Origin of the sequence: Starkeya sp. ORNL1 (assembly GCF_012971745.1) — a bacterium.
GTDB lineage: Bacteria > Pseudomonadota > Alphaproteobacteria > Rhizobiales > Xanthobacteraceae > Ancylobacter.
Genome location: NZ_CP048834.1, coordinates 4,972,296 through 4,986,091, shown reverse-complemented (window position 1 = coordinate 4,986,091; position 13,796 = coordinate 4,972,296). Strand labels below are relative to the sequence as shown.

Annotated in this window: 15 protein-coding genes; 4 read left to right on the top strand and 11 right to left on the bottom strand. The window is 64.9% G+C overall.

Going from position 1 to position 13,796, the window contains the following annotated elements; genetic code table 11:
- The 4 genes from G3545_RS23545 (at position 1) to G3545_RS23530 (ending at position 3,143) form a co-directional block, all read left to right on the top strand.
- Positions 1-885: a peptidylprolyl isomerase gene (locus G3545_RS23545; RefSeq protein WP_170016226.1), complete on the top strand. Its 885-nt coding sequence runs from the start codon at positions 1-3 to the stop codon at positions 883-885.
- A 110-nt stretch (positions 886-995) separates the two neighbouring features.
- A complete protein-coding gene (locus G3545_RS23540; protein WP_246702544.1) occupies positions 996-1,862 on the top strand; it encodes a HupE/UreJ family protein in 867 nt (288 codons plus the stop codon).
- A gap of 46 nt (positions 1,863-1,908) precedes the next feature.
- Positions 1,909-2,514 carry a HupE/UreJ family protein gene (locus G3545_RS23535; RefSeq protein ID WP_170018248.1) on the top strand — a complete coding sequence of 202 codons (606 nt, stop codon included), beginning with the start codon at positions 1,909-1,911 and terminating at the stop codon, positions 2,512-2,514.
- Positions 2,511-3,143 (top strand): HupE/UreJ family protein, encoded by a 633-nt coding sequence (locus G3545_RS23530; RefSeq protein ID WP_170016222.1) that lies wholly within the window; start codon positions 2,511-2,513, stop codon positions 3,141-3,143. Before G3545_RS23535 ends, G3545_RS23530 begins: the two co-directional genes overlap by 4 nt.
- 227 nt (positions 3,144-3,370) lie before the next feature.
- On the opposite strand, the gene G3545_RS23525 is transcribed toward G3545_RS23530, so the two are convergent.
- The 11 genes from G3545_RS23525 to G3545_RS23475 form a co-directional block, all read right to left on the bottom strand.
- Positions 3,371-4,120, bottom strand: coding sequence for an outer membrane protein (locus tag G3545_RS23525; RefSeq protein WP_170016220.1), 750 nt, complete (start codon positions 4,118-4,120; stop codon positions 3,371-3,373).
- Positions 4,121-4,467: 347 nt separating this feature from the next.
- Positions 4,468-5,589, bottom strand: a complete 1,122-nt coding sequence (locus G3545_RS23520; RefSeq protein WP_170016218.1) for an ABC transporter ATP-binding protein — start codon at positions 5,587-5,589, stop codon at positions 4,468-4,470.
- Positions 5,590-5,611: 22 nt separating this feature from the next.
- On the bottom strand, positions 5,612-6,406 hold the full coding sequence (locus G3545_RS23515) for an ABC transporter permease (protein WP_246702543.1): 795 nt from the start codon (positions 6,404-6,406) through the stop codon (positions 5,612-5,614).
- 16 nt (positions 6,407-6,422) lie between these two features.
- On the bottom strand, positions 6,423-7,280 hold the full coding sequence (locus G3545_RS23510) for an ABC transporter permease (protein WP_170016214.1): 858 nt from the start codon (positions 7,278-7,280) through the stop codon (positions 6,423-6,425).
- Between the two features lie 58 nt (positions 7,281-7,338).
- Entirely contained in the window at positions 7,339-8,367 is a 1,029-nt protein-coding gene (locus G3545_RS23505; RefSeq protein ID WP_170016212.1) for an ABC transporter substrate-binding protein, read from the bottom strand.
- Positions 8,368-8,579: 212 nt separating this feature from the next.
- The gene (locus tag G3545_RS23500; protein ID WP_170016210.1) at positions 8,580-9,515 is read right to left on the bottom strand and encodes a glyoxylate/hydroxypyruvate reductase A; all 936 of its coding nucleotides are present in this window, start codon (positions 9,513-9,515) and stop codon (positions 8,580-8,582) included.
- A gap of 163 nt (positions 9,516-9,678) precedes the next feature.
- Positions 9,679-10,269 (bottom strand): HutD family protein, encoded by a 591-nt coding sequence (locus G3545_RS23495; protein ID WP_170016208.1) that lies wholly within the window; start codon positions 10,267-10,269, stop codon positions 9,679-9,681.
- Complete coding sequence (locus G3545_RS23490) at positions 10,269-11,042, bottom strand: aspartate/glutamate racemase family protein (protein ID WP_170016206.1); 774 nt, start codon at positions 11,040-11,042, stop codon at positions 10,269-10,271. The genes G3545_RS23495 and G3545_RS23490 overlap by 1 nt, the downstream gene beginning before the upstream one ends.
- 145 nt (positions 11,043-11,187) lie before the next feature.
- The gene (locus G3545_RS23485; protein ID WP_170016204.1) at positions 11,188-12,369 is read right to left on the bottom strand and encodes a nickel/cobalt efflux transporter; all 1,182 of its coding nucleotides are present in this window, start codon (positions 12,367-12,369) and stop codon (positions 11,188-11,190) included.
- A gap of 6 nt (positions 12,370-12,375) precedes the next feature.
- Positions 12,376-12,654, bottom strand: a complete 279-nt coding sequence (locus G3545_RS23480; protein ID WP_170018247.1) for a metal-sensing transcriptional repressor — start codon at positions 12,652-12,654, stop codon at positions 12,376-12,378.
- A gap of 108 nt (positions 12,655-12,762) precedes the next feature.
- A complete protein-coding gene (locus tag G3545_RS23475; RefSeq protein WP_170016202.1) occupies positions 12,763-13,707 on the bottom strand; it encodes a LysR family transcriptional regulator in 945 nt (314 codons plus the stop codon).
- Between the last annotated feature and the right edge of the window lie 89 nt (positions 13,708-13,796).

The following is a 13,796-nucleotide window of genomic DNA, read 5'->3' as shown; positions in this document are numbered from 1 at the left end:
TTGACTACATCGGGTGGAGAACCGGCTGTCGACACCGTCGACGTCGATGGCGCGAAATCCCAAGGTGGCGGCAGGCTGAATCCGGTCTGGCGCTTGCTGCGCGAGCCGCTCCTTCAGTTCATGCTGATCGGCGCGGTGATCTTCGCGGTCCATGCCGCCGTCACGCCGTCGGTCAGCAAGGAACGGCTCATCGAGGTGACGCCGGAGGTGCGCCAGTCGATCATCGACACCTTCAAGAGCGCCCACGAGCAGCGCGAACCTGCCCCCGACGAACTCGCTCCCCTGATCGACCTGTGGATCCTCAACGAGATCACCTTTCGCGAGGCGCTGGCGCAGGGCCTCGACAAGGGCGACGAGATGATCCGCGACCGCATCACCCACAAGATGCGCCTGCTGATCTTCGGCGGCGTCGATGTGAAGGAGCCGACGCCGCAGGAATTGCAGGAGTGGTACGAGAAGCGCCGCATCCAGTACGACATCCCGGACCTGGTCAGCTTCATCGAGGTGCCCTTCACCGGTGCGGACGCCGAGACGCAGAGCCGCGCGGTGCTGCAGGAGATCCTGTCCGGCACCGAGCCCGAAGATGTGAGGATGCGCGCGCACATCTTCGGCGAGCGGCCGCGCCATACGCTGATGCCCTCCTTCGGTCAGAACTTCGTGGACGCGCTGGTCGCGCTGCCGATCGGACAGTGGCAGACGCTTCAGGCGTCGGACGGCTGGCACATCGTGCGCCTCGACACCTTCGTGCCGGGCCGCAAGGTCGATCTGAGCGAAGTGTCGGCGCAGGCCGTGCAGACCTGGAAGGACGAGCGCCGACGCATCCTGGCCATCGCCGCCACGCGTGACCTCGGCAAGGCCTATGTGATCCGGCGCGGCGAGCCATGAGCGGGAAACGCCACCACCGCGCCCGGAGCGGGCGCGCGCTGCTCGCTCTCCTGGCCCTGCTTGGCACCTTCGTTCTGCCGACATGGTCCGCATCGGCCCACGAGGCGTCGATGGCCGTGATCACGCTGCGCGAGATCGCGCCGGGGCGCTATCTCGGCCAATGGACCATGCCGCCGGCCGATATGACGCTGCAGCCGATCTTCCCGCCGCACTGCACATGGGAACCGCCCGAACTGATCTGCGGCGAGCGCGGCCTCGTCGGGCGCCTCAGCTTCATGGGCCTCGGCAAGAACCAGTCGGTGGCGACGATCCGCGTGGTTCCGCACGGCGGACCGATGGAGGCCTATACGGTGAGCGTCGCCAAGCCGTTCGCGACGGCGGCGCGCGACCCGGGCACCGACCTCGCAGTCTGGCTCGATCTCGCAGAGACCTATGTCAATCTCGGCATCGACCACATCTTGCGGGGCATCGACCATCTGCTGTTCGTGCTCGGGCTGATCTGGCTGGTGCGCAGCGGCTGGATGCTGGTGCGCACCATCACCGCTTTCACCATCGGACACAGCCTGTCGCTGGCCGCGGCAACCTTCGGCTGGGTCGGCATCCCCGAGCGCCCGCTCAATGCCACCATCGCGCTGAGCATTGTCTTCGTCGGCGTGGAGATCGTGAAGCTGCAGCGCGGCGAGGTCGGCCTGACGGCACGCTATCCGTGGAGCGTGGCCTTCGCCTTCGGCCTGTTGCACGGCCTCGGCTTCGCCACCGCGCTGACCGCGCTCGGCATCCCGCAGGCGACGCTGCCGATCGCGCTGCTGTTCTTCAATGTCGGCGTCGAAATCGGCCAGCTCAGCTTCGTAATGGTGGTGCTGGCGCTCATCTGGGCGCATCGGCAGGCCAAGGCGGAGCTGCCGCGATGGGGCGCGGCGCTGCCCGCCTACGCCATCGGCGGCATCGCATCATTCTGGTTCCTGATCCGGATATGAGCCGGCTGATTTTCCCTGTGACACATCGAGAGAGTATGTCATGAAAATGGTTCCGTCGAAGGCGAGCCTCCACCTTGCAGCCTTGCTCGCCGCCATACCGTTGGTGCCGGCCCTGGCACACACCGGCACCGGCCTCGCCTCGGGGCTCGAGAGCGGTTTCCTCCATCCTCTCACGGGGCCTGACCACCTGGTCGCGATGGTTGCGGTGGGCCTGTGGGGCGCGCAGCTCGGCAATCCGGCGATCTGGGTGCTGCCGATCACCTTCCCGCTGGTGATGGCGCTGGGCGGGTTGCTCGGGATATCCGGCTTTGAGCTGCCCCTCGTCGAACCAGTGATCGCCCTGTCGGGTATCGCGCTCGGGCTCCTGGTGGCGTTGCAAGTCAGGCCGCCGCTGTGGCTGGCCGCCCTGATCGTCGGCGTGTTCGCGATCTTCCACGGCTATGCCCATGGCCGCGAGCTGCCGGAGGCCGCGGACCCTACTTCCTATGCGGTCGGTTTCGTCCTCGCCACCGGCCTGCTGCATCTGGCCGGCATCCTGATCGGCATCCTCATCGCCTGGCCGTCGGGTGCGAAAGTGGTGCGCGCCTGTGGCGCCGCCATTGGCTGCGTCGGCGTCTATTTTCTCCTCGCGTCGGTCGGCGTGATCGAATGAAGACAGCGACACGTCGCGTCACGACATTTGGTTTGCCGGCGATCATGATGATCGCCGGCATGCCGACTGCCGCGCAAGCTCATCTGGTCGACACAAGGCTCGGCGATTTCTACGGCGGCGCGCTGCATCCGCTGACCGATTTTGAGCAGATCCTGCCATGGGTTGCGCTTGCCGCGCTGGCCGCCTTCCAGGGTCCGCAGCGAGCCCGCTGGATGATCGTGGTGTTCCCACTGGCCTTGCTCGCCGGCGGCGCCGCTTCACTGGCGCTGCCGAACCCGCCTTTCGCTCCGATCCTCGGCATCTCCCTGGTCGCGATCACCGGTCTGGCGCTGGCGGCGGCAGTGCGCCTCCCGCTCCCCGTGCTTCTCGCCATCGCCGCGGTGATGGGGCTGCTGCACGGCTATCAGAACGGCGAAGCCATGGTCGCGAGCACCGACCAGCTGCTGTTCCTCTCCGGCGTGACCGCAATCGGCTATGCCGTACTGACGCTGGTGACCGGCACCGCCATCGCCTTCCTGCGCGGTGCCGGCGGCTGGCGCCCGATCGCGCTACGCGCCGGCGGCAGCTGGGTCGCGGCGGTGGGCATCATGGTGCTCGGCCTGCAACTGGTGACCCCGGCCGCCAGTTGAGAGACAGGTCTTCAATTCCGAGACAGTCGTCATCCCCGGCCTTGTGCCGGGGATCTCGATTCTCGACAGTGCGTCAGAGGCCAAGAGGGCCGGGACAAGCCCGGCCATGACGGGGAGATGTTCCACGCGGATTGAGCCGCCTCTTTCCATCTCGTGCGCAGATACTGCGCCGACAAAAAGAAAGCCCCGGCGAAGCCGGGGCTTTTGCAATTCCTGGTCGCGTAATCTCAGAAGCGATAGTTGATGCCGGCCTTGACGATGCTGAGGTGCTGGTCGGCTTCTCCGCTCGCGCCGAAGGTCTGCGGGCTGTAGTCGAACTCGATGCGGTCGTCGCCGAGCTCGATGTAGTTGTATTCGATCTTCACCGACCAGTTGTCGGCGAACGCATATTCGGCGCCCGCACCGATGGTCCAGCCCCAGCGGGTTTCGTTGGGCTGGTCGCTGAAGTTGAAGCCCGGATCGTCGGGTTGGGTGTAGCCGGCGTGGTACTCCGTGTGGGCCCAGGCTGCGCCGCCCTTCACGTAGAAAAGGGCGCGGTCGAAGGCGGCGCCAAGACGGGCAGTGATGGTGCCGAGCGCGTCGATTTTCGTTTCGCAGGCATCGTTGCTCAGCAGGCAGGTATCGTCGGAATACTTGCCTTTACCGTTGATGTCAGCCCAGGAGGCATCGGCCTCAACGCCGAGCACGAACTGGTTGATCTGCCAGTTGAAGCCGATCTGGCCACCGGCGAGACCGCCTTCGATGTCATATTCCGCGTCCGGCCCATCGACGGTCGTGCCGTTGATCGGGTCGACGTAGTTGCTCCATTCATTCCGGCCCCAGCCGTAACCGCCATGGGCGCCGATGTAGAAGCCGGTCCAGCTGAAGGCCGGCGCGACAACCGGCGGGGCCGCCTTGAGCGGCAGATCCGCCGCGTGTGCGGCACCGACGGACAACACCGCCGCAAGAACGTTCGCAACCAGCAGTCGCTTATGCATTTAATACCCTCCAGAAGCGGATAAAACCTTCCGGAAGGGTTCATAACTTAACTCATCAGGGCGGGCTGTATCCTTACGGCAACAGCGCGTAAAGTAACACTGTCATACCAGTGACAAGAACATTATTTATACATTCGTTATATAGAATAGACGAGTTTTCTTACTGTGTATATTGATTTAGACGGCTACAAACTATAGGGAATATTCTGGGCGCAACCACCTCCGGGTGTGGGTCGTTTGCACCGAGCCGGACAACAGCACCGTCCCGACGCGATTCAATCCCCCGACCTTGCCCAGGGCATCGAGGGCGCATGTTAATTTGCCGGCTGTCGGAACCGTACCGCGGGCTATTCGCCGGCAAGTAGAATGGCGTGGCGAAGATCAACCGTCAGCCCCGTCACCGCGTCGACCGGCCATGCGCCGATGATGTCGGAACCCACGGTGCGCAACTCGATGAGGCCGACATTCTCCACGTCCACCCGCGTAATGGTGTGGGCGCCCTGATAGATGTGGGTGGCGACGCGCCCTCGCATCAGGTTTGCGCCGTCCTCGCCGGGCGATGCAAGCCGAACATGTTCCGGCCGGACGAACGCGCGGACGAGTTGGCCGGAGCTGAATGTCCATTCCGGACGACGCGGCGCCTCCAGGCGAATGCCCTCCCCCAAAGCAAGGGCAATATCGCCCTCGCCCATCTCGATCGGCGCGGGCGGCAGCGCATTGATCTCGCCGATGAAGGAGGCGACGAAACCATTGGCCGGGTTCCGGTAAAGCTCGACCGGTGTCGCCACCTGCTGCACCTCGCCGCGGTTCATCACCACGATGCGGTCGGACAGGCTCAGCGCCTCGCCCTGGTCGTGCGTCACGAAGATCGTCGTCAGCCCGGTGGCGCGGTGCAGCTCGGAGAGCTCGACCTGCATCTGCGCCCGCAGATTCTTGTCGAGCGCGGACAGCGGCTCATCCAGCAGCAGCACCTTGGGCTGGATCACGATGGCCCGCGCCAGCGCCACGCGCTGCTGCTGCCCGCCGGAGAGCTGGCGCACGCGGCGGCTCTCGAAGCCCTCCAGCTTCATCATGGCGATGACGCGCCGCACCTCCTGTTCGACCCGTGCCGTCGGCAGCTTCCGCATCTTCAGGCCGAAGGCGATGTTGTCGAACACGTTCATATGCGGGAACAGCGCATAGCTCTGAAACACCATGCCGATGTCGCGCTTGTGCGGCTCGATGCCGGTGACGTCCTCGCCGTCGACGCGGATGGTGCCTTCGCTCGGCGCCACAAAGCCGGCGATCATGCCGAGCAAAGTCGATTTCCCGCAGCCGCTGGGCCCGAGCAAGGTTACGAACTCGCCCTTGCGAATATCGAGCGTCACATTGGCGACGCCGGTGACGCCGCCGAACACCTTGCTCAATCCGACGATCTCGACCGCCTTTGCCTGGCCAGAGATGTCGGCGCGCGCGTTCGTCCCGTTCATTGCGTCCGGTCTCCAGAGCATCTCAATGCGTGTCGATGGCGAGCACGCGCCGCAGGCCGAACAGCCGGTCCGCGAGCAGCATGATCAAAGTGGTGGCGATGATCAGCATCGCCGAGACGGCCGAGACCGTGGGGTCGGCATATTCGCGGATGTAGTTGTACATCGAGACCGGCAGCGTCTGCGTCCGGCTGCCGGTCACATAGAGCGAGGCGGTGAATTCGGTCAGCGACAGGATCGCCGCCACCAGCCAGCCGCCCGCCATGCCCGGCACGATCAGCGGCAGGGTGATGCGGGTGAGCACATGGAGCGGCGAAGCCCCGAGGTTGGCCGCCGCACGCCCGAGATTGGGATCGACATTGGCGAGGCTGACATAGACCGCGCGGGTGACGAACGGCATCACCAGCACGGTGTGCGCCGCCACGATCATCACATAACCCTGGTTGAGATCGAGCATGCCCCCCAGCAGCAGGAAGCCGAAGCCGAGTGTGAAATGCGGGATGATCAGCGGCGACCACAGCACGCCTTCCAGCAGCCGCCGGCCGGTGAAGTCGTAATGATAGATGAGGAAGGCGAAGCTGGAGCCGATCGCCACGGCGAGTGTCGAGGCGAAGCCGGTGACGATCAGCCCGTTCTTGAACGCGACCTGGAAATCCGGATAGGTCAGCGCCTTGCCGTACCATTTCAGCGAGAAGCCGAGCGGTGGGAAGGCGAGGATCTCGGTCGGATTGACCGAGGTCATGAGCACGACAATGGTCGGCAGCGTCATGTAGGTGAGGATCACCGCCACCAGGCTCCAGAACGATACACGGCGCAGCATGACCGGCATCTCCGCTCTAATTGATGGACAGGCGACGCTCGATGCGGCCCGTCAGGGTCTTCATCAAGGCGAGGCTGCCGAGGGCGGCGATCAAAGCGATCAGGCTCAGCGTTGCCGCGAAGGGCAGATTGAGGGTCGAGAAACCCTGCAGATACGCGAGGTTGGAGATCATCAGTATCTTGCCGCCGCCGATCAGTTGGGGCGTCGAGAAGGCGCTCATGGTCCAGGCGAACACCACCACGAAGCCCGACAATATGCCGGGCACCGTAAGCGGCAGCGTGATGCGCCAGAACACCGAAGCGGGGCTGGCGCCGAGATTGGCGGCGGCCTTCTCGCAATCGCGGTCGACATGGCTGATGGCGGTGGCGAGCAGGATGATCATCACCGGCATGGAGAACTGCACCAGCGCGATCACCACGCCGACCCGGGTGTACATGATCTGCAACGGCAGATCGATCAGCCCCAGCTTGCGCAGCAGGCTGTTGATGAAGCCATCGGAGCCGAGCACCAGCATCCAGGAATAGGTGCGCACGATCTCTCCGGTGAAGAGCGGCGTGATCGAGAGCGAGACCAGCAGCGAACGGACCCAGTCGCGCTCGGCCCGCACCAGCGCATAGGCGACGGGGTAGCTCGCGAGCAGCGCGAACACTGCGGTGAGCAGGCTGATATAGAAGGTGTCGAGCAGCACCCACCAATAGATCGGCCGGTTGATCCGCACGAAATTCTCGAAGGTGAAGCCGCCGACATTCAGCGAGCCGGGAATGAATTCCCGAACGCTGTATTGCAGCACTTCGAAGATCGCCGCCGCCAGGATGACAGCGGCAACCACGGCTGGCGCCAGGAAGGTGATGAAGAACGGTCGGCGTTGGGTCATCGGCACAACAACCGGCCGGCGCCCGGGTGGGTGCCGGCCGAGTTCTCCTTGAACGAGATCAGTGCATCATGTTCTCGGTGAACCACGCCTTCCACACCGGAAGCAGCGTCGCATAGGTCTTGTCGTCGAGAATGATGGCTTCCTTCTCCATCTGCGCCTGGCTGGTGAAGATGCCGGGCATGGCAGCCAGTTCCGGCGACAGCTTGGCCTTGGAGTTCATCGGCGAGCATTTGTGGAACTCGCACAGCTGGCGCTGCATCTCGGGATCGAGCGCGAGGTTGATAAATTCCTGCGCCCGTTCCTTGTTCTTCGAGCCGGCATTGATGCCCCAGACGTCGACGCCGACCACGGCGCCTTCCTTGGGGATCTCGATCTTCACCGGCATCCCCTGCTTGATCAGGTGATAGGCGTTGATGTTGAGCAGCACCTGCACCGGGGTCTCGCCGGTGCGCATCAGGTTCTGGCTGGTGGCATCGGATTGGTAGAACGCCTTGATGCTCGGCTTCAGCGCCAGCAGCTTCGGCTCGACCTTCTTCCAGTCAGCCGGGGCGACGCCCGCGACCTTGGTGGCGGCGATGATGATGTGGCTCGGATCGAAGTCGGGCAGGCCGAGCTTGCCCTTCACCGCCTCGCCCCACAGCACTTCCCAGGAATCGATCTTGAAATCCTTGGGCATCAGATCGGTGCGGAAAGCCGGCGCATAGACATAGACATAGTCGCTGATGGTGTAGTCGCTGCGCTTGGCCACCGGATAGAGATCATTGGAGTTCGGGATCTTGGAGAGGTCGAGTTTCTCCATCAGGCCGTCGGAATGGTAGAGATAGCCGACATGCGCGGTCGTATTGATGAGATCGGACTCAGGGTTCGCCCGCGCGACCTTCGCCTTGGCGAGGCGATCCAGCGTGCCGCCGGTGATGTATTCCACCTGGACGCCGGTGCGCTTGGTGAATTCCTTGCCGATGATCTCGACGCCTTCCTTCCAATTGCCGCCCCAGGTGCTGACGACCAGCTTCTCCTGGGCGGAAGCGGGCGTCGCTGCGATGGCGGCCACCATCGCAGCAAGGCCAATCAATAGCTGCCTGTTCATCGTTCACCCTCTGTGTTGGTGCCGGCCGCGTTTCGCGCCGGCACGTGCACGCCGCCCGTCGAGGGGCAGCGAATTCTTGACGGCCGGCCTCGCTCCGGCGGGCCAGAGCATGTTCCGCAAAAGTTGGAAGACTTTTGCGATCAGAACATGCTCCAAACCATTGACTCTAGAGCGCTATCCGCTCGGATGTTCTCATCCGAGCGGATAGCGCTCTAGTAGCCGCGGTGCGCGTCGACGGCGTGCAGAGGCGGCTCGCCCCGGCGCACCCGCTTTATGCTTTCGGCGACATCGCGCGCTGCCAGCGCCGGCACGGTGATGCTGGCGAGGTGCGGCGTGATCAGCACGTTATCGAGCGTCCAGTAGGGATGGTCGGCGGGCAGCGGCTCGATATCGAACACGTCGAGCGTGGCTTCGCCGATCGCCCCGGAGCGCAGCGCCGCGACCAGCGCTGCCTCGTCCACCACCGCGCTGCGCGAGGCATTGATGAATTTGGCGCCCTTGGGCATCAGCGCGAGCTCGCGAGCGCCCAGCATGCCGCGCGACTCCGGCGTCAGCGGCAGCAGCGAGACCACGATCTCGCAACTGGCGAGCAGGTTATCGAGCGCCTCGGGGCCGGCTGAACAGGCGACGCCCGGCAAATCCTTCTGCGTCCGCGACCAGCCGCGCACGTCGAAACCCATGCCGGCCAGCGTCTGAGCGGCGGGCGCGCCGAGTTCGCCGAGCCCGAGCACCCCGACCTTGATCTCGAACAGCGGACGCGGATGCACATAGTGCCATTCGCCGCGCCGCTGCGCCCGCTCGAAGATGTGGATGTCGCGGGCATAGCGGGTGACGGCGAACACCACGTAGCTGGTCATCAGCGCGACCATGCCGGGATCGGACAGGCGGGAGATCGGCACCGGCACGAGATCGTCGCGCCGGACCAGCCGATCGACGCCGGCACCGAGATTGGTGACCAGCTTGAGATTGGGGAAGCGCTGGAAGAAGCCGGTCGGCGGCACCCAGACCAAAGCGTAATCGATGGTCGCGGGGTCGCCGACATCGGGGTCGACGCGGAAATCGAGATCGGGCAGTTCGGACGTCAGCGCCTCTTTCCACGCGCGCGGATCATCGACCGGGCTGTAGAAGACGAGCGCATCGCGGGTCATCGGGAAAGCAGCCCCGGAGCTGTTCGACGTCCACAGAGGGTCCGGCGCATCACCACCTCACATGACTTTCCTGTGAGGAAATGTTGCGTGTGCGAAGTGGATCGAAAAATACTTTTAACTGTTGCTCAAGATAGGAATTGATGATCCAGGCCTCGCCGAAGCCTCACGGTGGAGAGGTCGGGGACAGGAACGCCACGACAGCCTCGCCGTCGCGCTCGCACGTGGCGCGCAGCGTGCCCTCCTCACGGGTGATCAGGGTCTCGCCCTGCTCGACGATGACGGTGCCGGCGCGATCGCTGACCTGCCATTTCCCCGTCACGGCGTAGAGCACGACATGGCCGCTTTCGGGCGGCGAGAGCAGCGGGTCGCTCGCTCCGGTGATCGCCATGACCTGCGCATTCCAGCGTCCCCTCCGCGTCATCACATTGAGGACGCGCACCGGTCCCGCGCCGAGGCGGGACACCGGCGCCTGCACACTGTCGAAATAAAGCGGCTTCAGCCGTTCCAGCGTGCGCTCCTCTCCACCGAACACGAGCGCGAGCCGGCCGTCGCTGATCAGCGTGATGTGCCGGTCGATGCCTGGAAAGGAAGAGAACGGCCCCTCCTCCACGATGGGAGCAAGGCTCAGGCGGATATCGAAATCCTCCTGCGTCGCCCCTCGCGGAAGCAAAAGCACATCCTGGGTCACGCCGGCGCCGTTCTTCCAGGGCGTCAGTTTGTAATCGGCCGGGCGCAGCACCTCGAAGCGAGACATCAGGCAGCCCCGCCGGCAGCGATGCGGCGGTCGAACAGCCGGCCATAGCCGGGCTTCGCGCCATTGACGTCAAGCACCTCCAGGCAATGCCAGAACGAGGCCTGCACCGCCGACACCACCGGCTTGCCGAGCGCCTGCTCGAGTGCCTCGATGGCGCCGACCGAGCGGAAATTGGTGCAGCTGATGAAGATCGCGCTGGCATCGGGATGATCGATCGAGCGGACGAGATCATAGACCTGCTCCAGCGGGACCTCGGCGAGGGCATGATCGGTGTCGATGCCGAGATTGGCGTGCCGCACCACCTCGTGGCCGTTCTCGGCGAGGAAGCGGACGGCGCGCTCATGGACCGGCGTCACATAGGGCGTGGCGAGCGCCACCTTGCCGGCGCCGACCTCCCTCAAGGCCGCGAGCGTCGCGGTGGACGCCGTGGTCGAGGGGCAGTGCGGCACCCAGGATTTCAGCTTGGCCATCAGCGCATGGTCGTAGGCGGTGCCATGCAGGAACGAGGCGCTGGTGCCGCCGAAGCACAATATGTCGATCGGTGCCGAACCGACCAGCCGGGCCGCCTCCTCGAGCTGCGGCGCGTTCATCATCGCCTCGATGCCCTCGATCGTGACCTTGGGCAGCTTGATGCGCGTGGTATGGACCGCGACGCCCTCGCTCGCCATGGCGGCCATCTCGGCATCCATCACGATGCTGGAGGCGATGTAGATCAGGCCGATCCTGGCGTGGGTGCCGCTGCCGTCGGCGTGGAAGGGCGGGTGATCTGTCATAGGCGGGGTGTCTCAAATCTGCGGTTGGAACGGAAGCTCCCTTGAGCCTAGCGACCGGGTTCCCGTTCCGGCAATGCACGCGGCGCCCGTGGTGCAGACAGATAAATGATGCAGGGCATAGGGTGTGCCTATCCGGCGTGTCGCCTCACGCAGCGAGATGCGTCCAGCCCTGGATGCCGACATAGACTCCGACAAGGATGATCAGCACGCTCGAAAAATAGGGCGCGCGGCGGGCGGCCGTCGAGAACCACGACCAGCGCTTCGTCGCATGCTGCACGCTGAGCGCGGCCGCCGCGCCCACCGTCACCAGCGTGACGGCGAGGCCGATGCTGAAGCACAGCACCAGGGCGGCGCCGAGCGTGATCTCCTTCAGTTGCAGGCAGAGCAGCAGCACGGTGACCGCCGCCGGGCACGGGATCAGCCCACCGGTCAGGCCGAACAGGAGGATCTGCCCGGTGGTGACGTTGCGATCGGCGAAACGGCGGCGGATGTCGTTGGCGTGCGCCAGTTCGTGGGCGTCCTGGTAGCCGTCGGTGGCGACGTCGAGGCCGCGAAGCTCCTCATGCAGGTGATCGTGCCCTTTGGCTGTGGCGACGAACGACACGTCGAAATCATGCGAATGATTGCCGTGGCCAAGGCTCAGCCGAACCATGAAATCGTGCGGGCCCGGCACCGCCTCGCGGGATTCGATGTAGCCGTCCTGCTCCGTGAAGGTGAAGGCCTGCCGGCGCCCGTCCGGACGTTCGGTCTCCAGCCGGACCTCGGCCGCGCCCCACGGCTTGCCGCGCTCGGGCCGGAAGCGCCAGTGCGCGCCGCTCGCATCCTCGCGCAGTTCGAGCAGGTGCAGCCCGTGGCCGGTGTCGATCCGGCGCACGTCGGCGCTCGCGTGCGGATGATCGTGGTCGTGCGGATGATCATGATCGTGGGGACGATCGTGGTCATGAGTGCCATGGCTGTGGCCGGCGGCAGCGCGGGCTTCCTGCTGTTCCTGCCAGGTGCGCCACAGCATCCACAGCGCGATGGCGATGATGATGATCGCCGAGGCGATCTGCAGATAGGGCTCGGCATGTTCGGCATCGAGGCCTTGCCACAGATACATGCCGCCCAGCGCGATGGCCCAGACCACCGCCGTGTGCGAGACCGTCGCCGCCAGACCCAGCATCACCGCCTGCGCCACCGTCCCGCGCACCGCGACGATGAAGGCCGCCATCATTGTCTTCGAATGTCCCGGCTCCAGTCCGTGCAGGGCGCCGAGCAGCACGGCGCTCGGAATGAAAAGCCAGGCATGGGCGGAGCTTTGCTGGATCAGTTCGGCGAACGACGGCATCGGTCCTCACAGATATTTGGTGATCTCCTTGAACTCGTCGATGGCGCGGCGCTGGTCGCGGCCGAGGGAACCCACCGTCTCTTCAAGGCAATGATCCAGATGGTCCTGGATCAGCGTTTTCTTCGCCTGGCCGATCGCCTTTTCGACCGCGTGAAGCTGCTGCGCGATGTCGAGGCACGGTCGCCCGGTCTCGATCATCTGCACGACGCTGCGCAGGTGTCCCTCCGCGCGCTTCAGGCGCTTGGCAATGTCGGCATGGTGCTCGTGTTGATTGGCTTCAGACATATCGAGTCCTATCCCCCTGGTATGGATAGAGTCAATGAGATTATTGTCGGCGTCTGCCGCGAGCCAGAGCCCGCGGCACATGAACATGCTCTAGCAGATGCGGACGCCTCAGCGCACCGTGCGGCGCGGCGACAGGGTGCCGGGCGCGAACACGCCGCCCGCCGAGAATGACGATTTGAGGTGGCGGGCGAACACCTCCACTGCCGGACGCGGCGCCTGGCGGCGCAGTTGCAAGCTCACCACCCGCACCGGCTCCAACTTGTCGGTGATCGGCACCGAGGCGACGCGCCCGCCATCATGCGTGGTCTGGGTGCGCGGCAGCACGTTCTGGATGGTGTAGCCCCGGCCATGGCCCACCAGGCCGCGGGTCAGCTCATAGGCGCGCGAGCGGAACGCGATGTGCGGCTCGATGCCGACCGAGCGGAACAGGCTCATGAAGTAGTCGCGCGAATGCGGCAGGTCGAGCAGGATGAACGGCTCGTCGCGCAGGTCCGCCAGGCTGACGCTGTCGCGCCTGGCCAGCGGATGCTCGGCATGCAGCACCGCATAGGGCGCCAATTCAGCCAGCGGCTCCGCAACGATCTCCTCCGGTCGGGCGAACTCATAGGACAGCGCGATCTCGGTGCGGCCGGAAATCAGTGCGTCGAGGATCAGTTGCTGGTCGCCCTCGTCGAGGCTGACGGTGATACCGGGATGGCTCTCGGCAAAGCCGGACAGCAGGCTCGGCATGAAGTGCGTGGCGATGGTCCAGAAGCAGCCGACCGCGATCTCGCCGCGCACCTCGTCGGCCATGGCCCGCGCATTCTGTCCGAAATCGCGCGCATGATTCAGCAGCAGGCGCGCCTCGTTGATGATGCGGGTGCCGGCGATGGTGGTAGTGACGCCCTTGGCGTGGTGGCGCACGAAGATCTGCACGCCGCATCCCGCCTCGAACTGCGCGATGGCCGCAGAAATTGACGGCTGCGAGACGTTCAGCCGCCGCGCCGCCTCGGTCAGATTGCCGGACTCGGCGGTCGCGACGACGTAGCGGAGGGCGCGGAGCGAGATGTTCATCACAAAAATCTATCTCAAGGAACAACCAAAAATATTTTACCGATCCATTTCGTGCGCACAAGATTTGATCACGAGAAAAGGATGGGCAG